23 protein-coding genes and 1 pseudogene are annotated in these 23482 nt (G+C 67.8%); 13 read left to right on the top strand and 11 right to left on the bottom strand.

All coding sequences use genetic code 11. The features are described from left to right. Positions 1 to 10: 10 nt before the first annotated feature. Genes BLR05_RS27015 through BLR05_RS05090 form a run of 3 tightly spaced genes read right to left on the bottom strand, consistent with a single transcriptional unit; the run spans position 11 to position 2065 of the window. A complete protein-coding gene (locus BLR05_RS27015) occupies positions 11 to 376 on the bottom strand; it encodes a hypothetical protein (RefSeq protein WP_225978982.1) in 366 nt (121 codons plus the stop codon). Next, positions 363 to 914 carry a hypothetical protein gene (locus tag BLR05_RS27010; protein WP_225978983.1) on the bottom strand — a complete coding sequence of 184 codons (552 nt, stop codon included), beginning with the start codon at positions 912 to 914 and terminating at the stop codon, positions 363 to 365. The genes BLR05_RS27015 and BLR05_RS27010 overlap by 14 nt, the downstream gene beginning before the upstream one ends. After that, positions 911 to 2065 (bottom strand): AAA family ATPase, encoded by a 1155-nt coding sequence (locus BLR05_RS05090; RefSeq protein WP_225978984.1) that lies wholly within the window; start codon positions 2063 to 2065, stop codon positions 911 to 913. Before BLR05_RS05090 ends, BLR05_RS27010 begins: the two co-directional genes overlap by 4 nt. Positions 2066 to 2407: 342 nt before the next feature. Here BLR05_RS05090 and BLR05_RS05085 point away from each other — a divergent pair. Then, a pseudogene (locus BLR05_RS05085) lies at positions 2408 to 2617 on the top strand (ATPase, T2SS/T4P/T4SS family); the annotation flags it as partial. Positions 2618 to 2729: 112 nt separating this feature from the next. On the opposite strand, the gene BLR05_RS05080 reads toward BLR05_RS05085, so the two are convergent. After that, entirely contained in the window at positions 2730 to 2996 is a 267-nt protein-coding gene (locus BLR05_RS05080; protein WP_143015859.1) for a hypothetical protein, read from the bottom strand. A gap of 940 nt (positions 2997 to 3936) precedes the next feature. Here BLR05_RS05080 and BLR05_RS05075 point away from each other — a divergent pair. Continuing rightward, entirely contained in the window at positions 3937 to 5253 is a 1317-nt protein-coding gene (locus BLR05_RS05075; protein ID WP_092832732.1) for an IS4 family transposase, read from the top strand. Between the two features lie 347 nt (positions 5254 to 5600). On the opposite strand, the gene glmS is transcribed toward BLR05_RS05075, so the two are convergent. Then, the gene (gene glmS, locus BLR05_RS05070; protein ID WP_092832731.1) at positions 5601 to 7490 is read right to left on the bottom strand and encodes a glutamine--fructose-6-phosphate transaminase (isomerizing); all 1890 of its coding nucleotides are present in this window, start codon (positions 7488 to 7490) and stop codon (positions 5601 to 5603) included. A 177-nt stretch (positions 7491 to 7667) separates the two neighbouring features. On the opposite strand from glmS, the gene BLR05_RS05065 reads away from it, so the two are divergent. Together BLR05_RS05065 and BLR05_RS05060 are read left to right on the top strand one after the other, a co-directional pair. Further along, positions 7668 to 8198, top strand: a complete 531-nt coding sequence (locus BLR05_RS05065) for an Lrp/AsnC family transcriptional regulator (RefSeq protein ID WP_092832730.1) — start codon at positions 7668 to 7670, stop codon at positions 8196 to 8198. Positions 8199 to 8217: 19 nt separating this feature from the next. After that, a complete protein-coding gene (locus BLR05_RS05060; RefSeq protein ID WP_167361196.1) occupies positions 8218 to 9126 on the top strand; it encodes an EamA family transporter in 909 nt (302 codons plus the stop codon). Between the two features lie 11 nt (positions 9127 to 9137). On the opposite strand, the gene BLR05_RS05055 is transcribed toward BLR05_RS05060, so the two are convergent. From BLR05_RS05055 to BLR05_RS05045, 3 genes are all read right to left on the bottom strand, one after another. Continuing rightward, positions 9138 to 9974 carry a sensor histidine kinase gene (locus tag BLR05_RS05055; RefSeq protein WP_225978985.1) on the bottom strand — a complete coding sequence of 279 codons (837 nt, stop codon included), beginning with the start codon at positions 9972 to 9974 and terminating at the stop codon, positions 9138 to 9140. Then, positions 9971 to 11401, bottom strand: coding sequence for a bifunctional UDP-N-acetylglucosamine diphosphorylase/glucosamine-1-phosphate N-acetyltransferase GlmU (gene glmU, locus BLR05_RS05050; protein ID WP_092832727.1), 1431 nt, complete (start codon positions 11399 to 11401; stop codon positions 9971 to 9973). The genes BLR05_RS05055 and glmU overlap by 4 nt, the downstream gene beginning before the upstream one ends. A gap of 86 nt (positions 11402 to 11487) precedes the next feature. After that, entirely contained in the window at positions 11488 to 12258 is a 771-nt protein-coding gene (locus tag BLR05_RS05045; protein ID WP_092832726.1) for a Crp/Fnr family transcriptional regulator, read from the bottom strand. A gap of 137 nt (positions 12259 to 12395) precedes the next feature. Here BLR05_RS05045 and BLR05_RS05040 point away from each other — a divergent pair, with 137 nt between their 5' ends. Further along, positions 12396 to 12809, top strand: coding sequence for a BLUF domain-containing protein (locus BLR05_RS05040; RefSeq protein WP_092832725.1), 414 nt, complete (start codon positions 12396 to 12398; stop codon positions 12807 to 12809). Between the two features lie 54 nt (positions 12810 to 12863). Here the strand turns inward: BLR05_RS05040 and BLR05_RS05035 are convergent, their stop codons facing one another. Together BLR05_RS05035 and BLR05_RS05030 are read right to left on the bottom strand one after the other, a co-directional pair. Continuing rightward, positions 12864 to 13232, bottom strand: a complete 369-nt coding sequence (locus tag BLR05_RS05035) for a DUF2917 domain-containing protein (protein ID WP_092832724.1) — start codon at positions 13230 to 13232, stop codon at positions 12864 to 12866. 138 nt (positions 13233 to 13370) lie between these two features. Then, positions 13371 to 13874 (bottom strand): DUF2917 domain-containing protein, encoded by a 504-nt coding sequence (locus tag BLR05_RS05030; RefSeq protein WP_092832723.1) that lies wholly within the window; start codon positions 13872 to 13874, stop codon positions 13371 to 13373. A 139-nt stretch (positions 13875 to 14013) separates the two neighbouring features. Between BLR05_RS05030 and BLR05_RS05025 the strand changes: the two genes are divergently transcribed. The 8 genes from BLR05_RS05025 (at position 14014) to BLR05_RS04990 (ending at position 22078) form a co-directional block, all read left to right on the top strand. Beyond that, a complete protein-coding gene (locus tag BLR05_RS05025) occupies positions 14014 to 15006 on the top strand; it encodes a LysR substrate-binding domain-containing protein (protein WP_092832722.1) in 993 nt (330 codons plus the stop codon). A 228-nt stretch (positions 15007 to 15234) separates the two neighbouring features. Further along, positions 15235 to 16239, top strand: a complete 1005-nt coding sequence (locus BLR05_RS05020) for an isopenicillin N synthase family dioxygenase (protein ID WP_092832721.1) — start codon at positions 15235 to 15237, stop codon at positions 16237 to 16239. A 17-nt stretch (positions 16240 to 16256) separates the two neighbouring features. Further along, complete coding sequence (locus BLR05_RS05015; protein ID WP_092832720.1) at positions 16257 to 16643, top strand: VOC family protein; 387 nt, start codon at positions 16257 to 16259, stop codon at positions 16641 to 16643. 65 nt (positions 16644 to 16708) lie between these two features. Continuing rightward, positions 16709 to 17815, top strand: coding sequence for a BMP family ABC transporter substrate-binding protein (locus BLR05_RS05010; RefSeq protein ID WP_092832719.1), 1107 nt, complete (start codon positions 16709 to 16711; stop codon positions 17813 to 17815). Positions 17816 to 17817: 2 nt separating this feature from the next. After that, entirely contained in the window at positions 17818 to 19326 is a 1509-nt protein-coding gene (locus BLR05_RS05005; protein ID WP_092832718.1) for an ABC transporter ATP-binding protein, read from the top strand. Continuing rightward, positions 19319 to 20428, top strand: a complete 1110-nt coding sequence (locus tag BLR05_RS05000; RefSeq protein ID WP_092832717.1) for an ABC transporter permease — start codon at positions 19319 to 19321, stop codon at positions 20426 to 20428. Before BLR05_RS05005 ends, BLR05_RS05000 begins: the two co-directional genes overlap by 8 nt. 16 nt (positions 20429 to 20444) lie before the next feature. Beyond that, entirely contained in the window at positions 20445 to 21371 is a 927-nt protein-coding gene (locus tag BLR05_RS04995; RefSeq protein ID WP_092832716.1) for an ABC transporter permease, read from the top strand. Next, entirely contained in the window at positions 21368 to 22078 is a 711-nt protein-coding gene (locus tag BLR05_RS04990) for a cysteine hydrolase family protein (RefSeq protein ID WP_092832715.1), read from the top strand. The genes BLR05_RS04995 and BLR05_RS04990 overlap by 4 nt, the downstream gene beginning before the upstream one ends. Positions 22079 to 22100: 22 nt before the next feature. Here BLR05_RS04990 and tyrS read toward each other — a convergent pair whose 3' ends face one another. Next, the gene (tyrS, locus tag BLR05_RS04985) at positions 22101 to 23336 is read right to left on the bottom strand and encodes a tyrosine--tRNA ligase (protein WP_092832714.1); all 1236 of its coding nucleotides are present in this window, start codon (positions 23334 to 23336) and stop codon (positions 22101 to 22103) included. Positions 23337 to 23482 lie beyond the last annotated feature (146 nt).

The raw sequence follows: 23482 nt of genomic DNA, 5'->3' as shown, positions 1-23482 counted from the left end.
GTTGCCACCGTCACCGAATGCGGATCGGCAAGGACACCTGCGGCTGGATCGGCACGAGGGTCTTGGCATAGGCGCGCAGGATGTCGTTGTAGAGATCGGCGTGCTTTGGGGCCTCAACCGACAGGATCAGCGCATAGCGGATCTTCTCGGCACCGGTGGCCCGGCCCCCGCCGTCGCGGGCGTTGTAGTGGATGTCGAACACGGGGTTCTTGAGGCTGGATCCGCGGAAGGTCTTGGCCCCGTGCAGCACGGTTTCCCACTTGCCCTGGTCCGAGCGGCGTTCTTGCTCGGTGGCAAACTTCTTCAGGTCGAAGAAGCCCTTGGTGTCCGCGTTGCTCTTGCCGTCCTTGATCTTCTCGTCGTTAGGGCGGAACACGACTTCGAGGCCAGCCTTGGTATAGGCTGCGGCATCCGCCAAGGCTCACGATGCGCTCCGCCGGCGCAAAGGTAGCGAACTGTTCGATGTGCGTCAGGTCATCGCCCTCGTCGGACTGCGCGTCGAGGGTTTCCGTCCACTGCGAGAGGTTGCGGAAGGCCTGGCGCTTGCCGGCGACGAACAGTTCGGTGGTCGTGGTTTCCTGAGGCTGCCCCTTGCGGGTCCAGGCCTTCGGCTTGACCTTGACGGTGCGGCTGCCGATGGACTCCAGTCCCGTGCTGCGCAACAGGCCTGTCGGGAAATAAGAACGAGCGATGAAGCTGGGGTTCATCATCAGCCGGGCCACCGCGAAGTCGCCTGGACAGGCATCGACCGGCAGTTCGTCCAGCACCTTGGCTGCACGGCGAAACTGGGGCACCAACAGCTCCCGCGCCTGCGCGAAGGTATACACCTCGGCCTTGCCAGGCATGCGCCGTGGGCCGACGATGTCATGGGTCAGCAACTCACCACGATCGATCAGGAAATTCGTTTGGCTCATGCGTTAGCCTTTCTCTGGGGCAAGGTCTTTCGTGCCGCAGGCGCCTCATTGGTGTACTTGCGGATCGTGTCCCGGCTCACACCCGTGATGTCGGAGACGGCGTGTTGGGACAGGCGAGTCTGCCTCGCCAACATCACGGCCAGGTCGATGCGACCCTGTCTGTCGAGCGCCAAAGCGCGTGCCTTCATGAAGTCCTCGACCAGATCGGCGTCGGTGGTCGTGCCCAGGGCCACGGCACGCCGGAAACGCCGCACATCGCGCTCGATGTCGCTGAACGAGTGCCCGGCGAATGCAAACACGAGGATGTCGATCCAACGAGCGAAAAGGGCGTAGTCCGGCCCCAGGAAGCGCTTGATGGCCTCCTTGACCGCTTGTTCATCAGGCGTCTTGAAATGGACCACCAGGTCGAAGCGGCGCCACAGCGCCGGATCGATCAGCTCCGGGTGGTTGGTGGCGGCCAGCAGCACGCTGCTGGCTGGCCATTCGTCGACTTCCTGCAGGATCACGGTGACCAGGCGCTTGAGTTCGCCCACGTCGCTGTCGTCGCTGCGCCGCTTGGCGATGGCGTCGATCTCATCCAGCAGCAGCACGCAGGGCTCGCGCTTGGCGAAGTCGATGGCAGCCCGCAGATTGGTGCCACTCTTACCGAGCAGGCTGCTCATCACGGCGGTCAGGTCGAGCACGTACAGCGGCACCTTCAGCTGCGCGGCCAGCCAGCGGGCCGTGAGCGTCTTGCCGACCCCAGGCGGTCCCACAAAGATGGCCGAGCGGGTAGGTGTCAGCCCCATGGCCTGCAGTCGGTCGCTCTGCCGGCGCTCGGCGATGAGTTGCCCCAGAGCATCCTCGATATCGCTGGACAGCAGCGGCGCGTCCTTCGTCGGCTCGTCCTTGAACACCTTCAGGAGGGAGAGGCGGGACTCGTCGTCGACCGGCGGCGCTTGGGTCGCCGACGGCTGGGGCGACAGCTTGCGCATGGGCGAAACGCTGCGTGCCGGCTTCGACTTCAGGAACAATTCAAGCTGTTCGGCGAGGTCGGGCGCTGTCCCGCGGTACTTGCGGACTAGCCGCGCTGCGAACAGCCGCACGTCTTCCGTCTGCTCGGCCAACGCCAGGCGGACCATCTGGGCTAAATCCAATTGCTCTTCCTTCATTTCGCCCACCAATTCAGTAAATCATTGATTTATATAGAAAAATTAAAATACAATACCGGACTAAGTGCATTGTCTCACAACTCGAAGTGAAGTTGTAAGCGAAGCCGACGTCAATAGCGATGACAGCCGGGTCATCGACCGATGTCCAGGTCGTGCGACGTCGATACAGCGTCTCGGCGTAGCCGCCGGGCTCGCGGGCTGCGCCCCGGGCTTCGTGCCGCATCCCGGCCATCCGGCTTTGATCCCTGACGCCTCCGCGGCATCACGGCTGCGGGCAGCGCTTGCCGGGGCTGTGGTGACGTGCGAATGGGGTTGCCGGCTTGCAAGGCAGACTCAGCCGTTCGATGCAACACACTGATCGCCGGCTCTCCCCAGCAGCGGCAAGACGACCTTGGCCAACGCGCTGCTGGCCGAAATCGCGGCCATAAGCACCCGCGTACCGGCGCTCGAAGACACGGTGGAACTGCAATGCGCGGCCCGCACCACGTACCGCTGCATACGCGGGCAGGCGTGGTGTCCATGGCCGAGCTAGTACGCTCGTCCATGCGTCTGGCCAAACAAGCGTGACCGCTGTGCCACTAGGTACGCAGGAAGCTCAATGCGAATAACTCACGGCACAGGAAGCAGAGCCCCGCTTTTGGTTCGTGTTCCGGTATGAAACGGCTTACGACTGGTCCCAGACTTCAATCACAAAAGGATCAGTCGGCTTGCAAGCAGCGATGCGCTCGACGTAAACCTTGAAGTCGCCAATCCAACCGGCAGGCATGAAGTAGTCGTCGCCGTGGACGGAGAGGTCGCCGTGCGCTGGGGGCTTGCCACTGGCGATGAGCGGGAGCGCCGCTGCTGCGGTCGCGCTGAATCGGGTCGGGTAGCCATTGCCCGACTCGAACTTCGCCAGTCCGCGCTCAACAAGACCATCGATCCAATCCACACCACCCATGCTGCTGCGCTAGGTCGCAAGCGTTCGTACGTCACAAACCTTCACTGGCTCGTCACCGCCAGCGATGGAAATGACAATGAACCAGCCGAGCATTGCAGCAACACTCCTCGCCATCGGAACTGCGATTCTGATGGCCAATCACCACCCGCACGCCAGGGCGGGAGACGTGCTATTTTCTGCCCATGAAGCCAGACGATCAATGTCCAGACCGAGCGACCCAGCCTGAGCCATCGGGTGGCTGCAGGCAGGATCCTCAGCTCAATACCAAGCTGCACATGCGTTTGATGCTTGAAGGTGGTGCAAGGCCGTCAACATTTGCATCGGCGATGGAGGCACTGGCTCGCATCCGTCAGAAGCGAGATGCGGAGGCCCGGTGAAGCGGGCAATGAAATCAACAACTTGCAGCGACCGCAATTGCGGGAATTCGCCGCAATTCACCGCAAAGCGCGGTGCTCTGTGAGAGGTTGAGGTTTTTGAAGCCATGTTTTCGCCCCGTGATCTCGACCTGAAGAGTTTGGCGCTGCACACACTGGTCGCGCAAAAGATGCGGTCGGACCACTCGCTGTTATTGAAGGCGCAGAACAACCTCGAGCGCATGGTAGATCGGGGGCAGCGGTGTTCCTGACTTCTACGCAACAGCGTGGCTTGCTGTACTCGATCAAGGCCTTGACGAAGCCCTCGCTGTCGCGACGTCAGACACAGAGCAGGGACAGTCCATGCGGTCGAGCTCCCCATTTGCGGGCATTCTGAGTGAAAGCGAGCGTGTTGATTTTCTCAAGGCGTGGGCGTCTCGGACTGCATCTCGACAGCAGCCCTGATGGCCGTCAACTGGCGCAGACAATCGCTCGACACCACGCCTACCCCATCCCATTACACACAAGTTGAAGTAGAGTTCGCAACTTGTTGAATTGATTGAAATTGTGGGTGGCGAGTGGGCTGGGCTGCAGAGGAATTCGAGACGCTGGACCTGGGCGATGGGAGATTGGATGCGCGAGCGGTACTGCTGGCCGAGCGGCTGGCCGGCAAGCCCACCGAGAGCATTCCCAATGCCTGCAACGGGTGGGCCGAGACGCAAGGGGCCTACCGGTTCCTGTCCAACGCCAAGACCGACTGGCAGGTGCTGCTCAAGCCGCACTGGGCGTGCAGCGAAGAGCGCATGCGCGCGCACGCGGTGGTGCTGAACATCCAGGACACCACGGAGCTGGACTTCAACGGGCGAGGCACGAGGGGGCTGGGTCCGCTGAGCTACGAAGCGCAGCGCGGGATGTACCTGCACCCGACCTACGCGGTGAGCCCGGCGCGCGAGCCGCTGGGTGTGCTCGATGCGTGGATGTGGGCGCGCGAGGCGAAACAGGAAGACGGCACCCGCGCCGGGATCGTGGAGAGCACGCGCTGGATCGAAGGCTACGAGCGCGTGGCCGAACGGGCGTTGGCGCTGCCGCAGGTGCGCCAAGTGTACGTGGCCGACCGGGAGGCGGACATCATTGCCTTGCTGCGCCGAGCCAAAGAGCTGCAGCATGCGGCCGACTACCTGATCCGCTGCCAGCACGACCGGGTTTTGCCGCAAGGTGGCAAGCTGTGGCAAGCTGTGGCAGCATGTGGCGCAGGCGCCGGCGCTGGGCAAGGTGGCGTTCGAGTTGCCGGGCAGGCGCGAGCAGTCACGCAGAGCCTGCGAGCGCAGGTCGTCGAACTGGCCGACGGGCGGGGAGGCCGCTTGCACGTGACGTGCGTGCTGGCGCAGGAGATCGACCCACCGGCCGGCGTCAAACCGGTGCTCTGGCGGCTGCTGAGCAACCGGCCGGTGCACACGTTGCAGCAGGCGGTCGAAGTGCTGGACTGGTACCGCGCGCGCTGGGAGATCGAGCTGTTCTTCCTGATCCTGAAGGAAGGCTGCCGCGTGGAGGCACTGCAATTGGGCCGCGTCGAGCGCCTGGAGGTGGCGCTGGCGCTGTACATGGTGGTGGCCTGGCGCATCAACCGGCTGATGCGGCTGGGCCGCAGCCTGCCACAGCTGCCGGCGGAGCTGCTGTTCCAGGCCGAGGAATGGCAGGCGGCCTTCGTGCTGAACAAGAAGAAGCCGCCCAAGACGGTCCCGCCGCTGAACACCGTGGTGCGCCTGATCGCGCAACTCGGCGGCTTCCTCGGGCGCAAGGGCGACGGCCAGCCAGGTGCCAAGACGCTGTGGCTGGGCATGCGCGACATCGCCGTGTTCGTGCAGGGGCTGCGCTTCGCTCGGATGACGCTATGAGATGTGTGTAATGGGATGCGCCTACCCGGGTGGATCCTTGCCCCAGCCTGACGGCGCTGCATAAGCAGTGACTAACGGACAGGCCGGAGGATAAAAGATCGAAGAAACCCAAAGACCAGTGCCGAGGCGAAATCGTGCGGTTGCCCACCGATTCTTCTTGCGCGACTGCTACCCGGCTGCCCATCGCTTTCGCTTCTCCTCTACGGCAGCAGACACAACGGAAGTGATCTTGTGGGAATTGGCACAAATGTCCATATTTATAAAAATATAGGGATTCACCATGATTCATTCACATAAATGACCACATCAATTGTCACTTTATGCATGCTGGCACGTGTCCCCCCCTCTCACTCCACCGTCACACTTTTCGCCAGATTCCGCGGCTTGTCCACGTCCGTCCCGCGCGCACAGGCCGTGTGGTATGCCAGCAGCTGCAGCGGCACCACGTGCAGGATCGGGCTGAGCGCGCCGTAGTTCTCCGGCATGCGGATCACGTGCATGCCTTCGGAGGTATCGATGTTGGTCTTCGCGTCGGCCAGCACGTAGAGCACGCCGCCGCGGGCACGCACTTCCTGCAGGTTGCTCTTGAGCTTTTCCAGCAGTTCGTCGTTGGGCGCCACGGTCACCACGGGCATGCTGCTCGTCACCAGGGCCAGGGGGCCGTGCTTGAGCTCGCCGGCCGGGTAGGCCTCGGCGTGGATGTAACTGATCTCCTTGAGTTTGAGCGCGCCTTCCAGGGCGATGGGGTAGTGCACGCCGCGGCCCAGGAACAGGGCGTTCTCCATCTTCGCGAAGTCCTCGGCCCAGCTGATGATCTGCGGCTCGAGCGCGAGCACGCCCTGCAGCGCCACGGGCAAGTGGCGCATGGCCTGCAGGTGGCGGGCCTCCTGCTCTTCGTTCAGGCGGCCCCGCGCCTGCGCCAGTGCCAGCGTGAGCAGGAACAGGCCGGCGAGCTGGGTGGTGAAGGCCTTGGTGGAAGCCACGCCGATTTCCACGCCCGCGCGGGTGATGTAGGCCAGCCTGCATTCGCGCACCATGGCGCTGGTGGAGACGTTGCAGATGGTCAGCGTGTGCTGCATGCCCAGGCCCTGTGCATGGCGCAGCGCGGCCAGGGTGTCAGCGGTCTCGCCGGACTGGCTGATCGTCACCACCAGCGCGCGCGGGTTGGGCACGCTCGTGCGGTAGCGGTACTCGCTCGCCACCTCCACCTGCGTGGGAATGCCGGCGATGGATTCGAGCCAGTACTTGGCCGTACAGCCGCTGTAGTAGCTGGTGCCGCAGGCCAGGATCAGGACGGAATCCACTTCCTTGAACACGCGCCAGGCGGCGGTACCGTCGGCACCGTCGAACAGTTCGGGCGCCACGCCGCGCACGCCTTCCAGCGTGTCGCCGATGGCGCGCGGCTGCTCGAAGATTTCCTTCTGCATGTAGTGGCGGTACGGGCCCAGTTCGGCGGCGCCGCTGTGGGCCAGCACGGTGCGCACCGGGCGGCTCGCGGGGTCCAGGGGCTGGCCGTCCTTGCCGGCGATCCAGTAGCGGCCCAGCTGCAGATCGACGAGGTCGCCCTCTTCCAGATAGACGATCTGGTCGGTGACGCCGGCCAGGGCCATGGCATCGCTCGCCAGGAAGTGCTCGCCCTCCCCCACGCCCAGGATCAGCGGGGAGCCGGCACGGGCACCCACCACGCGGTGGGGCTCGTCCTTGTGGATCACCGCGATGGCATAGGCGCCATGCAGTTCGGCCACCGCGGCGCGCACGGCCTGGAACAGGTCGCCGCTGTAGTGGCTGTCCACGAGGTGGGCGATCACCTCGGTGTCCGTCTGGCTGGTGAACACGTAGCCGCGGGCCTGCAGCGATGCGCGCAGCGCCTCGTGGTTCTCGATGATGCCGTTGTGCACCAGCGCGACACGGCCCAGGCGCAGCGGCTCGTCCGGGCCGGAGCCGTGGCTGAAATGGGGATGCGCGTTGTGCACGGCCGGCGCGCCGTGCGTGGCCCAGCGCGTGTGGGCGATGCCGGTGGCGCCTTCCACGTGCTCGGTGCGCACCTGCTCCAGCAGTTCCGCCACGCGCGCAGTACTGCGGGCACGCCGCAGGCCGCCCGTCCGGGTGGCGTCCAGGCTCGCGTCGTGGATGGCGACGCCGCACGAGTCATAGCCCCGGTACTCCAGGCGCTGCAGGCCCTGGACGAGGATGGGAACGATGTTGCGCGTGGAAACCGCGCCGACGATACCGCACATGGCCTGAACTCCTGAGGAACGAAAGGCAAAACGAGGGGGGCGAGCCGGCTTGCAGGCCGGAACTGCCGCGATATTAGGCAGAGTGAAAAGAAATTTCTCATCATTTTTTATCCACTCAATGAATGAAAATTTCCAACAAAATGCAATTCCGAGTTTTCTTTCATAAAATACATATTTATGGAAGAAAAATTCCCAGATGACACCGACCTGCAGTTGCTCGAAGCCCTGCAGCACGATGCTTCGCTGAGCAACCAGGCGCTGGCGGCGATGGTGCACGTGTCCCCTCCCACCTGCCTGCGCCGCGTGAAGCGGCTGCACGAGGCCGGGCTGATCGAGCGCGAGGTGGCCCTGGTGCAGCCGGACGTGCTCGCCCGCCACCTGGGGCACGGCCTCACGGCCATCGTGGAGGTGGTGCTGGACCGGCAGGACGCGGAGCGCATGGAGGCCTTCGAGGCCCGCGCCACCGAAGACGCGGCCGTGCAGCAGTGCTACCGGGTATCGCCCGGGCCGGATTTCATCCTGGTGGTGTATGCGCCCGACATGCCAGGCTACCTCGCGCTCGCGCAGCGGCTCTTCACCAGCGACGGCAACGTGCGCAACGTGAAGGCCTTCTTCAGCATCAAGCGCAGCAAGTTCGATCCGCGCCTGCCCTGCCGCAAGGACGGCGGCGTGGGCGCGCCCTCGCCCGCGCAGCGCAGGCCGGGCTGAGGCCATGCAGGAGCCCGCAATGTCCTTCACCGCCCCGCTGCCCCGCCGCCTCGCCATCGGGCTGATCGCATTGATCAGCGGCACCTTCGCGGCCAACCACGTGGCGGCGCGCCTGGCCTTCGACCATGGCACCGGGCTGCTGCTGGCGGTGCTGTGCCGCAGCGGCGCCACCGCGCTGGTGCTGGCCGCGCTCGTGGCGTGGCAGCGCCCCGCGCTCGCCATGGCGCACGGCATGCTGCGCTGGCAACTGCTGCTGGGCGCGCTGGTGGCGACGCAGAGCCTGTGCCTGTACTCCGCCGTCGCGCGCATCCCCGTGGCCCTGGCCCTGCTGGTGTCCAACGTATGCCCGGTGCTGCTCGCGCTGCTCACCTGGGGCCTGGGCGGCCCGCGCCCCACGCGCCGCGCGGCGGTGGTCATGGCCGTGGCCCTGGGTGGGCTGCTGTTGGCGCTGGACGTGCCCGCGCGCATGTCGGAACTGGGACGGGACGACGGCGGCGCATGGATCGCCGGCATCGCCTTCGCCTTCGCGGCCGCCTGCGTGTTCGCGCTCGCGCTATGGATCACCGACCACCGGCTCAAGGCACTGCCCGGCATGTGGCGCAGCCTGATGACGGTGGGCAGCGTGTTCGCGCTGACGGTGGCGGCCGGTGCCAGCGGCCTGGTGCCGGGCGGCATGCGCTGGCCCGAAGCCGCACCGGGCTGGTGGGGCCTCGCGGCGCTGGTGGTGCTCTATGGCACGGCCTTCACGGCCATGTTCGTCAGCCTGCCCCGCCTGGACATGGCGCGCAACGCTCCCGTGATGAACGCCGAGCCCGTGGCCACGCTGCTGCTCGGGTGGTGGATCCTGGACCAGACGCTGCAGCCCCTGCAATTGGCCGGCGGCGCCGTGGTCCTGGCCGCGATCGTGGCGCTCGGGCGCAAGGGCTGAACCGCGGCGCTTCAGGCCCCGGCTGCGGGCAGCACAATGCGCACGCGGCATCCCTGGCCCTCGGCGGAACCGCCCGGCGGCGCAGGCACGGCATCGATGGCGATCTCGCCGTCCATGCGCTCCACGAAGCGCTTCGACCGCGCCAGCCCGAGGCCCAGGCCCGGGAACTGGCTCACCGGATGCAGCCGCTGGAACACGCCGAACAGCTGCTGCGCACGCGCCGGCACGAAGCCGACACCGTTGTCGCGCACCCCGATTTCCACACGGCCGTCCGGCAGCGGCTGCGCCTGCAGTTCGATGCAGGGCTGCGCCACGGGCCGCGAGAACTTGAGCGCGTTGTCCAGCACCGCCAGCAGCACCTCGTGCAGCAGCGCCGCATCGGCGAGGACCGCCACGCCGCCACAGTCCGGCCACTGCCACTGCACGGTGGCCGGCCATGCGAGAGCACCACCAGGCCCCGCAGCCTCCCGGGGCGCCGCCGCCAGGGCAGCCTCGGCCGCGGCGCGCACGGCCTCGCCCACCACGACGGCCTGCGGCTGCACCGGCGCGAGCCCCGCCCGCCCGAACTGGATAAGGCCGTCGATCATCTCGCCCAGTTGCTGGCCGGAGTGGGCCATGGTGTCCAGGAACTGCAGCGCCTCGGGATCGGCATTGCTTTCTTCCACCAGTTCGCGCACCAGCCGCCCGTAGGCCAGTATGTGGCGCAGCGGCGCGCGCAGGTCGTGCGACACCGCACGCAGGAAGGCCTCCTGCTCCTGCCGCAGCGCCTGCAGCTCGGCCTGCAGCCGGTCGCGCTCCGCGCCGGGGTCGGTATGACCGGCTTCGCCCATCGCGGCGGCGCCCGTCAATCCGGGGCCCGCTGGCCCTTCACGGGCCGCTTCCAGTGGTCGATGCTCACCTGCCGTCCGCGCGAAACGCTGAGCACGCCCGGCAGCGTGTTCTTGGTGATGGTCGAGCCGCCGCCCACGGTGCCGCCCGCGCCGATGGTCACGGGCGCCACCAGCACGCAGTTGCTGCCGATGTGCGCATCGGCCTCGATCACCGTGCGGTGCTTGTTCGCGCCGTCGTAGTTGGCGGTGATGCTGCCGGCGCCATAGTTCACGCGCTCGCCCACCGTGGCATCGCCCAGGTAGGCGAGATGGTTGGCCTTCGCGCCGTCGGCCAGGCTCGAATTCTTCACTTCCACGAAGTTGCCGATGTGCACCTCGCGCCCCAGTTGGGCGCCGGGCCGCAGCCGCGCGAACGGCCCGACCAGCGCGCCCTCGCCCACCTGCACGCCCGCCGGCTGCTCGCCGTCGATGTGGGTGTAGGGATGGATCACCGCACCTGCGGCGATGCGCGCATTGGCAATGCAGCAGTGCGCGCCGATGCGCACGCCCTCGCCCAGCTCCACGCGACCGGAGAAGATGCAGTTCACGTCGATTTCCACGTCCTGCCCACAGGCCAGTTCGCCGCGCGCGCCGGTGCGCGGGTCGTCGCGCAGGTCGAAGCGCGCGGGATCCGCCAGGCGCACGCCCTGCTCCATCAGCGCGCGCGCCTGGGCCAGTTGGTGGGCGCGCTCCAGCTCGGCCAGTTGCAGCGGGCTGTTCACGCCGGCCACCTGCAGCGCGTCGGCGATGCGGTGCGCCACCACGGGCACGCCGTCGGCCACGGCCATGGCCACGATGTCGGTCAGGTAGTACTCGCCCTGGGCGTTGTCGTTGGTCAGGCGCGCCAGCCAGCCGGCCAGCAGCGCCGCCGGCACGGCCATGATGCCGCTGTACACCTCATCGATGGCGCGCTGCGCCTCGGTGGCGTCCTTGTGCTCGACGATGCCGCGCACCGCGCCGTCACCGCCACGCACGATGCGTCCGTAGCCCGCCGGGTCCGGCAGGGTCACGGTGAGCAGGGCCAGTTGCCCGCCCCCGCCCGCCGCCACCAGCGCGCGCAGGGTGTCCGCGCGGGTGAGCGGCACGTCGCCGGACAGCACGACCACCGTCCCGTCGCCCTGCAGCGCCGGTACCGCCTGCTGCACGGCATGGCCGGTGCCCAGCTGCGGCTCCTGCCGCACGCAGCGCACGTCCAGCCCCTCCGCCGCACGGGCGATGAAAGGCTCCACCTCGGCCGCGCCATGGCCCGTCACGACGACGGCACGCCGTGCCTGCAGGCCGCGCGCCTGGTCGAGCACATGCGCCAGCAGGGGACGCCCTGCCAGGCGCTGCAGGACCTTGGGAATGCGGCTTTTCATGCGCGTGCCTTTGCCCGCGGCCATGATGATGACGTCCAGTGCGCTCATGGAATATGGATGGGAATGGGGGATGGCCGATTATCCGCCCCGCCGCATGGGGGCATGCAGGCGCCCGCCGGCCCCCCCTCAGGCAGTCACAGCAGGGGCACGGGCCGGGGAATGGCGTCGTAGTATTCCGCGATGCGCGCGAGCGCCCGCGGGTTGAGCAGCCGCAGGCGGCCCCCGGAGATTTCGTGCATGCCCATCTCGGACAGGCGCCGCAGCGTCTTGTTGGTATGCACCAGCGACAGCCCCAGCGCATCGGCGATGTGCTGCTGGTTGATCGGGAAATCCACCGAGCCCCCCTCGGAAAGCCCCAGTCGGTCCAGGCGGCGGTACAGGTACACCAGCAACACGGCCACCCGCTCGATCGCCGAGCGACGGCCGGCGGTGAGCAGGTTGTCGTCCACCATGCCCTCGCCCCGGGCCGCCAGCCACGTGACCCCGTAGGCCAGGCGCGCATGCTCGCGGAACATCGACCACAGGCCATCGGCATCGAAGGCGCAGAAAGCGCAGTCCGTCACGGCTTCCACGCCATGCATGGCGGCATCCGAGAACTCCTGCTGCAGCCCGACCAGGTCGCCGGGAAGCAGGAAGTTCAGGATCTGCCGGCGCCCGTCCGACAGGGTCTTGTAGCGAAACGCCCACCCGCTGTAGAGCGTGTAGGGCCGGCCGCCGGACTGGTGCTCCCGGATCAGGGTGCCGCCCGCCTTGACCAGTTCGACGCCGCAGCGGTAGGACTGGATGAAGGAGAGTTCCTCGCCCGTCACCGGGGTGAAGGCCTGGGTGCCTTGGCGCAACCGGCAGGCGCCGCAATGGCGCGGGACCTCAAGGGATGGCCCAGCGGGAACGACATCGATACTCATACGGCCAGCGCCTGCGGAGGAAGTGGGAAGGGGGAGGGGAACACGAACGCGGCGGCGATTCTAGGCAATCGGCGTGCCCGCATGCTATGTCTTTTGACATTGCGGCCTGCCGCCGTGTTCTCTAGAGTGGAAAGTCCATGACGCTTTTCCCTCCTCCGCTGACTGCACCGCTCCAGGAAGTGCTCTACGTCAGCACGCTGGCCCCTGGCCAGCCCTTGGGCATCGTGGCCGCCATCGCCGCAAAGGCCCGGCTCTCGAACGTCCGGGACGGCATCACCGGCCTGCTGGTGTTCGACGGCCAGCGTTTCTGCCAGCAGCTGGAAGGCCCCCCGGCTCCCCTGGCTTCCCTGCTGGGGCGCATCCGCGTCGATGCGCGCCATACCGAGATGGAAGTGCTGCACCAGGCCCCCCTGATGAAGCGCCGGTTCCAGCGGTTCAGCCTCGCCTTCAGCACGCTGGAAGACGCGGATGCACTGCCCCGCATGGAATCGCTGGCGGGCGACGACGCCATGGCCGCCTTCAAGGCGCTGGCGATCGATCTGGAGCTCTGAACGCCCCGGGGGCACGGCCCGGCATGGCCGCCGGGCCCACCTGCGCGGACGATCTCAGGCGCAGCAGGCCGGTCCGCGGGCGGACACCACGCCCTGGCCCGCGGTCTCGTTCTTCACCACGCGCGAGATGTCGAAGCGGTACTGCACCGCGTCCCTGCCCAGCGGTTCGATGACGGCATGCTGGCCGGCGGCGATCCAGAGCGTCTGGCCGGCATGCAGGACGATGTCCCCCGCAGCAGGATCGCACTCGCCCATCGGGTCGTCGATGGTCACCCATGCACGGCCCGACGCGATGCGCAGCGCCATCGGCACGCGCGGGCGCAGGCTGTGGGCCTTGCCGGAGTCGAGCCGGTACACGTCCAGGCCGGAAGAGCGGTCACGGACGGCGGATTGTTGAAAATTCAGAACATGTGATGCAGACATTGCAGACCCCTGGTAAACCCTGATATTTCCGATATTTTTCCTCTGAACCCTTTGGAGCGTCCAATGAAAAGCGCCACCGGGAACCATGCAGCTTTCGCATCAATGCGCAAACAGGGCCGTTTCAATGCGCCAAGCGCATCAATGGCGCCCTGGCATCGCCATCGGGGAGGGCAGCGGCGCAGGGCCCTCCACGCGCGGCCCACGGCCGGCGGCCGAATGCCACACGGCCCGGCCCAGCGCCAGCAGGGCACCGCCCAGGGCCGCCTGGGCACGGAACAGGTCCCCCAGGGACCCTGCCACGGCGCCGCAGGCCGACGCCACCGGCACGCGCTGCACGCATTCCTCCGTCCACAGGAACGCCACATCGCCCGCCCGGCCCGTCGCCGTCCAGGGTTCCAGCACGGCGTGCTGCCCCCCGGCGAGCCGAAGCGTGTCGCCGGCGTGCAGGAAGACGTCCTCTTCGCGGCCTCCACAGTCTTCGCGGGCCCGCGGACCCGACACGGTCAGCCAGACGCCACCCTGGACGATCTCCAGCGTGCCTGCCCGCCGCGGCCGCAGCCCCACGGCCCCGCCGAGGGCAAGCCGCCACGCGCCCGCAGGCAAACGCCATTGTTGCGAATCTGGAAAGTTCGATGGTTGCATGGCTTGTTCTCCACTGCTTTCAAGCTGTTGCCGTGCAAGGAGTTTCTTTTGGGCGGGGGCCCGGGTCCAATGAAAACGCGGCCATAATTTCATGCATCCAGCTCATTAATTGAGCCAAAACCCCGGCACTGCAAGCACCATGACAATTCCCGCCCCTGTCGCACACCTGCGCACTCGGCCCGTGGCGGTCGGCCACTGGCGCGCCTTTCTCGCCGTGGCCCGGCACCTGAACTTCCGCGCCGCCGCCGAGGAGCTGGCCCTCACGCAATCGGCGGTGAGCCGCCAGATCCAGGCACTGGAGGACGAGGTGGGCGTGCCGCTCTTCCTGCGGCACACGCGCGCGGTGGAACTCACGAGCGCGGGGGCGCAGTTGCAGCGCGCCGTGGCGCCTGCGCTGGAACGGGTCGATGCCAGCGTGCGGCTCGTGCGGCAGACCGCCGGGCGCAAGAGCGTGGCGATCACGACCTGGGCCAGCTTCGCATCCATGTGGCTGATTCCGCGCATGGAGGAATTCCAGCGCGACAACCCCGATATCGATATCCGCATCGATGCGAGCGACGTGTCCGTGGACCTGGAAACCGCGGACGTCGATCTGGCATTGCGCTACGCCGTGCCGGGCTCGCAGATGCAGGGCGCGCAGCGGCTGTTCGGGGAGCAGCTCGCCGTGGTGGCCAGCCCCTGGCTGCTCAAGAGCGGCCCGCCCATCCGCAAGCCCGCGGACGTCGCCCAGTTCACGCTGATCGAAGCCGGCGACGCCCACCGCACGGCGTACCTGGAATGGCTGACGTGGCGGCGCTGGTTCGAGCAGAACGGCCAGTCCAAGCTGCAGCCCAAGCGCTGGCTCTACTTCAACTACGCCCACCAGATCGTGCAGGCCGCGCTCACCGGCCAGGGCCTCGCGCTCGCGCGGATGCCGCTCATCGCGGACAGCCTCGCGTCCGGCGATCTCGTCGAGGTGCTGCCCGGCTACCGGCTCGATTCGCCGCTGGTGTACTGGATGCTGGTGGGGCCGCGCAGCGGGCAGCGCCCCGAGATCAAGGCGTTCTGCTCATGGCTGCTGCGCGAGGCGCAGCTCACCCGCGAAGCCGTGGGCGAAGTCCCCGATCCGGACCTGAACGACGACCTGGGCTGATACGGCCCGCTTGCGGCGGCCGCACCGCCAGCGCGCGGCGCAGCGCAGGGATGTGCCACGGCAGTGCATCCGGCGTTGCCCGTGCGCCAAGCTGGTGGCGCCGCGCACCCAAACCGCGCGCCGTCCGCGCTCGCCGCAAAGCGGCGGCGCAGGCCTGCTCTCTGCAGGGCCAGTGGCATGGCAATTGCTTCGAGCTCGTCCATTGCCACCCTCCTGCCGGAGATTGCCATGCCTGCCCTGGACGTTCCCGTGATCGACCTGCAACCCTGGTTCGATGGCTCGCGAGAGGACAGGATGCGGCTGGCCGCCCAGGTGGACAGCGCCTGCCGCGACATCGGCTTCCTGGTCGTCACCCATCACCAGATCCCGGCGAACCTCATCGAACGGGTCTCGCACGCATCCCGCGAATTCTTCGCCCTGCCCCTGGAGACCAAGCGCCGCGTGGACCGCCCTCGCGAGGATGCCGTGCGAGGCTACAGCGCCGTGGGCGAGGAAGGGCTGTCCTACAGCCTCGAGGAAGCCGCTCCCGGCGACCTGAAGGAATCGTTTTCCATCGGCCCCACGGACGTCCCCCAGGACGACTACCACCGGGGAGCGGCCGCGGGCGCGCACTTCGAACCCAACGCGTGGCCCGACGTTCCGGGCTTCCGTGAGGCCTACACCGCGTATTTCGATGCCATGAGCGGCCTGGCACGCACGCTGATGTGCATCTTCGCCACGGCGCTGCGCCTGCCCGAGGACTTCTTCGACGACAAGATCGACCGGCACATCAGCATGTTCCGGGTGCTGAGCTATCCGCCGCAGAAGGAATCGCCCCTGCCCGGACAGATGCGTGCCGGCGCCCACAGCGACTACGGCAGCCTGACCATCGTTCGCCCCGACGGCCCGGGCCTGCAGGTCTTCAACAAGGCAGGCCAGTGGGTCGATGTGCCGATGGTGGAAGGCAGCTTCGTGATCAACATCGCCGACCTGATGATGCAGTGGACCAACGACACCTGGATTTCCACCCTGCACCGGGTCGCCAATCCGCCGTTCGACGACGCGCTGCGCAATACGCGGCGCCAATCGCTCGTGTTCTTCCACCAGCCGAACTACGACGCCTTGATCGAGTGCCTGCCCAGTTGCCTCGGCCCGGGCGAGACGCCGCGCCACGCCCCCATCACCTCTGGCGACCACCTCACGTCCAAGTTCGTCAAGCAGACCACGTTCGGCGGCACCCGGGCCGCGGCCTGACGGCGCAGGCATCCGGCATGGCGCACCTTTCCTATGTCAACGTCTTCGCGCGGGACGTGGTCGCCCTCAGCGGCTTCTACCAGCACGTGTTCGGCTTTCCGGAAATCGAAGCAATCCGCTCGCCCATCTTCCGCGGGCTGGACACCGGGCGCAGCAGCCTGGGCTTCAACGCGCTGGATGCCTACGGGCTGCTGGGGCTGTCCGACCATGCGGACACCCGGGGCGTGAGGTTCCTGCTCAACATCGACGTCGATAGCCGCGATGCCGTGGACCGCACGGTGCCGGCCGCCGTCGCGGCAGGCGCGACGCTGGTCAAGCCGCCCTACGAGACCTACTACCACTGGTACCAGGCCGTCCTGCTCGATCCCGAGGGCAATGTATTCCGCATCAATTTCATGCTGTGACGGCCCGCGCCGCCGCAGCTTCCATGCCCCCCACGCCCCCACCGCCTTCGCAAGAAAGGTCCCGAATGCCACGCTCCCTGACGCGCTCCTCCGCCCTCGCCGCGATCGCCTGCACCGTGATCGCCGCCGCTCCCGCAGCCCTGGCGCAACAGCCGGGCGGCGGTTTCACCCTCAAGGGCAAGCCGGTGATCGCGATGCTGTATTACGGCCCCAGGAACGACGGCGGCTGGACGCAGGCCCTCGACGAAGCCCGCGTGAAGATCGAAGCCGCGCTCGGGCAGAAGGTGCAGTTCGTCGAGAACATTTCCGAAGATGCCTCGGTGATCAAGCCGGCCGCCGAGCGCTTCATATCGCGCGGCGCCAACATCGTGATCGGCACCGCATTCGGCCACTCCGACTCGTTCAAGGACCTGGCCGCCAAACACCCGGACGTGGCCTTCCTCAATGCCTCGGGCACCACCAACGGGCCCAACCTCGAATCCTTCTATGGCCGCACCTATGAAAGCCAGTACCTGTGCGGCATGGCCGCCGGTGCAGCCAGCAAGACGGGCAAGCTCGGCTTCGTGGCGGCCAATCCCTTCGGCGTGGTGAACTGGACCATCAACGCCTACGCGCTGGGCGCGCAGAAGATGAACCCGAACGCCACGGTCAACGTGATCTACACCGGGAGCTGGAACGATCCCGTGAAGGAACGCGCCGCGGCCTCGGCCCTCATCGACCAGGGTGCCGACGTGATCGGACAGCACGTGGACAGCCCCACGCCCCAGATCGTCGCCCAGGAGCGCGGCGTCCACGGCACGGGCCACCACCGTGACCTGCGGCAATTCGCGCCCAAGGCCACGCTGTGCTCCTCCGTGTGGGTGTGGGACAAGTTCCTGATCCCCGAGATCCGGAAGATCATCGCCGGCGGCTGGAAGCCCGCGCCCTATGGCGCCTTCATCCCGATGAGCGCCGGCGGCACCGACATCGCCGGCTTCGGCCCGGCCGTGCCGCCCGACAAGGTCAAGGTGATCCTCGCCGAGCGCGACGCCCTGCTCAAGGGCAAGCAGATCTTCGCGGGCCCCCTGAAGGACCGCGACGGCAAGGAGCGTGTCGCCGCGGGCGCCGTGCTCCCGGATGCCGATCTCTGGAAGATGGACTGGTTCGTCAAGGGCGTGGTCACGCAGAAGTGACCATGGCCAGCGCACTCGAATTGCGGAGCATCCGCAAGAGTTTCGACGGCTTCGTCGCACTGGACGACGCGCACTTCCATGCGAGATGGGGAGAAGTGCATGCCCTGCTGGGCGAGAACGGCGCGGGCAAGTCCTCGCTGATGAACATCGCCGCCGGGCTCTATGCCCCCGAGCAGGGCGAGATGCTGGTGGACGACAACGCCGTACGGCTGGCAGGCCCGCGTGACGCAGCGCGCCACCGCATCGGCATGGTGCATCAGCACTTCAAGCTCGTGCGCCCCTTCACCGCGGCACAGAACATCCTCCTCGGACTCTCTGCCGGGGAACACGGCCACCGGCAGCAGCTGGCCGCGCTGGAAGAGCGCATCCGCGTCCAGGCCGCGGCACTGGGCTTCGACATCGATCCCCGCCAGCGCGTGGACAGCCTGTCCATCGCCGAGCAGCAGCGCGTGGAGATCCTCAAGGTGCTGCTGGCGGGCGCGCGCATCCTGATCCTGGACGAACCCACCGCCGTGCTCACCGACCAGGAGGCCGCGCGCCTGCTGGGCACCATGCGCGAGCTGGCATCGCAGGGCTGCGCGGTGGTGCTGGTCACGCACCGGATGGCCGACGTGAAGGCCTACGCCGACCGCGTGACCGTCATGCGCGGCGGACGGACGGTGGCCACCGTGGATCCGCGCGCCACCTCGGCCGAGGAACTCGTGCGCATGACGGTGGGCGCGGCGCCCCCGCGCGAGGCCCGCACGCGCAGCGCACCGGGTGCGGCCTGCCTGTCGCTGCGCGCCCTGTCCACGCCTGCGCGGGACGGCCGGCAGGCACTCGTCGGCGTGACGCTGGATGTGCATGCGGGCGAGATCTACGGCATTGCCGGCGTGGGGGGCAACGGCCAGGGCGAGCTGGCCGGCGCCATCATGGGCCTGCCCATCGAGACCTCGGGCGACATCGCCCTCTCCGGGTTCGGCGACCTGCGCAAGAAGACAGCCACCGCACGACGGGCCGCGGGGCTGGCCTGCATCCCGGCAGACCGCTACAGCCACGCGCTGGCGGGCGGCCTCTCGATCGCGGAGAACTTCGCCATCGGCCAGGTCCACAACGGACGGTACGGCACGCCCTGGTGGGTGCGCCGCCGCACGATCGATCAGGAGACCCGCGAAGCGGTCGCCGCCTTCGACGTGCAGGGCGTGCGCGCCCTGTCGCAGAAAGCCGCACTGCTGTCCGGGGGCAATGCGCAGAAGCTGGTGATCGCGCGCGAGTTCAGCAAGCAGCCCCGCTTCATCCTGGCGCACAGCCCCAGCCGGGGCCTGGACGTGCGTGCGACCGCCCAGGTGCACGAGCGGCTGCGTGCGGCGCGCGATGCCGGCGCTGCGGTGCTGCTCATCAGCGAAGACCTGGACGAGGTGATGTCCCTGTCCGACCGCATCGGCGTGATGGCCGGAGGCCGCATCGTGGCCGAATTCGATCCCGCCGCGGACCGCCAGGCCATCGGCCGGGCCATGGTGCACCATGACTGAAGCCGCACTCGCTCCCCCTGCCGCCGGGCGCCCGCAACCGCTGGCGAGCCGCCGCTACACGCTCGAAATCCGCCAGCAGATGCCCCTGCCGCGGCAGGCCCTGGTCCTGGGAATGGCCGTGCTCGCGGGACTGGCCCTGTCCGGACTGATCCTGGTGGCCGCCGGGGTGCCCGCGCGCGAGCTGTTCAACGAGTTCATCGTGAGCACGCTGTTCGACCTGCAGAGCCTGCAGGCCGTGCTGTTCCAGGCGGCCCCGATGATCATGATCGGCCTGGCCGCATCGATCGCATTCCGGGCGCGGTTCTGGAACCTGGGGCTCGAGGGGCAGATGGTCTGGGGCGCGATCGCCGCGACCTCCCTTTCGCTGTACGACATCGGCCCGCCCGCGCTGCGCCTGCCGCTCATGGCGCTGGCGGCCCTCGCGGGCGGCCTGCTCTGGGCCGCGGGGCCCGCGCTGCTCAAGCTGCGCCTCGGGGTCAACGAGATCATCTCCACGCTGATGCTCAACTACATCGCCGGCAATTTCCTGCTGCACCTGGTGTACGGCGCCTGGAAGGATCCGAAGGACTCCTTTCCCTACTCGCCGCAGTTCCGCAGCTTCGAACGCCTGCCCGAATTCCTCGGGCCCTCGGGCGTGGCCGTCCTGCTGTCGCTGCTGGCGATGGCGCTGGCCTGGTGGTTCGTGCAGGCCAGCCGCGCGGGCCTGTACCTGCGCTTCGTCGATGCGAATCCCCGCATGGCGCAGGCCGCGGGGGTTCCGGTGCGCGCCGTCATCCTCGGCACGGTGCTCGGATCGGGCGCACTGGCCGGGCTGGGCGGCTTTCTGGTGGCGGCCGGGCAGGAGGGGCGGCTCACCCAGTCCTTCTACCAGGGCTATGGCTTCTCGGGCATCCTGATCGCGTTCCTGGCACGCAACCATCCCGTGGCCGCCGCCGTCGTCGCCGTGCTCGTGGCCACGCTCTTCGTAGCGGGGCGCAACCTGCAGGTCTTCTACCAGATCCCGTTCTCGATGGTGCAGCTGATCCAGGCCATCATCGTGGTCTGCGTGGCGTCGTCCGACTTCTTCATCCGCCACCGGCTGCGCCGCGTGGCATCGTCCTGACCGCCGGGGATCCGCCATGGACCTGTTCACGCACTGGATCGGCAGCATCCCCGATTTCGCGGTGCCCTATGCGCTGGCGGCCCTGGGCCTGATCATCGCGGAGCGCGCGGGCGTGCTCTCGCTGGGGGCGGAGGGCCTGATGCTGGTCGGTGCGCTCTCCGCGATCGGCGCGCAGCTCGCGTTCGGGGCCACGGGCGTCTCGCTGGTGCTGGCCATGATGGCGGCGGCCCTGGTGTCGGTGCTGTTCGCGGTGATGGTGGTGTGGCTGCGCATCAACCAGGTGATCTCCGGCCTGGCGCTGGTCTTCTTCTGCCAGGGGCTCACCAGCCTCGTGGGCACGCTGATGGGCTGGACCAACCAGCCGGTGACCTCGGCGGGCCCCGTCCCCCTGGGCCCGCTCGCGCAACTGCCCGTGCTGGGCCGGCTGCTGTCGCAGAACGCGGTGGCCTACCTTACGCCGCTGGTCTTCTGGGCCGCGGTGCATTACCTGCAGCACACGACCTCGGGCCTGCGCCTGCGCGCCGTGGGCGAGAACCCCCAGGCCGCCGATGCGGCCGGCATCCCGGTCGCGGCCTACCGCTTCGCCGCGGTGGTAGCGGGTGCGGCCCTGGTGGGCCTTGCAGGCGCCTACCTGTCCCTGCTCTCGACCAAACTGTGGATCGCCGGCATGACCGGCGGGCGCGGCTGGATCGCGGTGGGCCTGGTGATCTTCGCGCGCTGGTCCCCGTGGAAGGCGCTGGCCGGCGCCCTGCTGTTCGGATGCATCGAGGCCTTGATTCCGCAACTGGCGGCCGCGGGCGTGCGCCTGCCGCAGTACTTCGTGCTGATGACCCCCTACGCGGTCACGCTGGCCGTGATGGTCTGGGTGGCGCTCGGCCGCAGCCGCCTCGACGGCGAGCCCGGCGCCCTCGGAGAACCCTATGTGAGAGAGGAACGGCGATGAAAGCCTGGATCTACGGCAAAGAGCGCGCGCTGGACGGCGGGCATTTCGCCGACTACCTCGATCCGGCGACCACCGCGGTGGTCTCCATCGACATGCACCGGGGACACCTGGAAGACAGCCCGGACTGCCCCTGCCCCGCCCCGAGGGCCCGCGACGTGGTGGCGCCCATCGACGCCTTCCACGACCAGGCCCGGGCATCCGGCGTGCGCATCGTGCACGTCAAGTCGGTCCTGCGGCCCGGCGGCGAGGACGACCTGCACGGCATTCCCGCCGCCTGGCGCCGCACCTTTCCTCTCCACGTGGGCGACATTCCCAATGCCGGCGCGCATGCGCTCGAAGGCAGCCGCTGGACCGAATGGGTCACACGCGTGGAACCCGGCGACCTGCGCGTGGAGAACAAGCGCCGCCTCTCGGCCTTCTACCCCACGGACCTGGACTTCCTGCTGCGCAACCAGCGCATCACGACGGTGGTGCTCGATGGCGGATTCACGGACTGCTGCGTGCTGAACACGGCATTCGATGCCAACAACCACAACTACCGCGTGATCGTGCTGCGCGACCTTGTGCGCGGCACCGACGACCACCTGGAGGGTGCCGCGCTGGCCATGGTGTCGCTGCACCTGGGCCTGGTGATGGATTCGGCCGAGCTGCTGCGCGTGTGGCAGCAACGGCGCATCGCCGCCGCCAGCGCGGTCGCCGTGGACTGAACGGCCCCCGCCCCTTCCGCGCTCAGGCGCCCAGCGCAACCCGGGCGAACTTGCGCTTCCCCACCTGCAGGACGTAGGTACCTGCGTCCAGCTTCAGGCCCTTGTCGCCGACCACGGCGCCATCCACCCGCACGCCGCCGCCGTCGATCAGTCGGTTGGCCTCGCTGGTCGAGGGGGCGAGGTTCGCCTGCTTGAGCAGCGCGCCGATGCCCAGCGGCGCACCGGAGATCTGCACCTCTGGGATCTCGTCCGGCACCCCGCCCTTGCTGCGGTTGATGAAATCCTGCTCGGCCGCTTCCGCCGCGGCCGCGCTGTGGAAGCGTGCCGTGATTTCCTTGGCCAGCGCCACCTTGGCGTCCTTGGGGTTGCGTCCGCCTTCGATCTCTGCCTTCAGCGCGGCGATCCCGGCCAGGCTCTTGAACGACAGCAGCGTGTACCAGTCCCACATCAGCGTGTCGCTGATGGACAGCACCTTGGCGAACATGGTGTTGGCATCCTCCGTGATGCCGATGTAGTTGCCCTTGGACTTGGACATCTTGTCCACGCCGTCCAGCCCCACCAGCAGCGGCATGGTCAGAATGCACTGCGGCTCCTGGCCGTATTCCTGCTGCAGGTGGCGCCCCATCAGCAGGTTGAACTTCTGGTCGGTGCCGCCCAGCTCCAGGTCGCTCTTGAGCGCCACGGAGTCGTAGCCCTGCAGCAGCGGGTAGAGGAACTCGTGCAGGCTGATGGAGCTGCCGTCCGTGAACCGCTGGTGGAAATCATTGCGCTCCATCATGCGGGCCACGGTGTACTTGGCCGCCAGCTGGATCATGCCGGCGGCGCCCAGCGGCTCGCACCACTCGCTGTTGTAGCGGATCTCGGTCTTCGCGGGGTCGAGCACCATGCTCGCCTGGCGGTAATACGTCTCGGCATTTACCTTGATCTGCTCCGGCGTGAGCGGCGGGCGCGTGGAATTGCGCCCGGACGGGTCACCGATCAGCGTGGTGAAATCGCCGATGAGGAAGATCACCTGGTGCCCCAGGTCCTGCAGCTGGCGCATCTTGTTGAGCACCACCGTGTGGCCGATGTGGATGTCCGGCGCCGTGGGGTCCAGGCCCAGCTTGATGCGCAGGGGGACACCCGTGGCCTCGGAGCGCGCGAGCTTGCGCGTCCATTCCTCCCGGGGCAACAGTTCGTCGGTCCCGCGCAACGACACCTCCAGCGCCCGTCCTACACCATCGGTGACCGGGAATGTTGTAACAGCGGATTGATTCATAAGGGTTTTACGGGGTTCGGCGGGTAGGTCGGTGGCTATACTTCCTGCCACCTTTGCAGCGGCGGATTCTAGTGCGCCCGCCGGCTCCGCCTTCCGGCCCGGTGCCAGCCGCTGCGACCACGGACTTTCCCTGCATGCCGCCTTCC

Origin of the sequence: Paracidovorax cattleyae (genome assembly GCF_900104515.1) — a bacterium.
Classification (GTDB): domain Bacteria; phylum Pseudomonadota; class Gammaproteobacteria; order Burkholderiales; family Burkholderiaceae_C; genus Paracidovorax; species Paracidovorax cattleyae.
The sequence above is the reverse complement of the archived record's forward strand: the minus strand, read 5'-3'. Positions and strand labels throughout refer to the sequence as shown.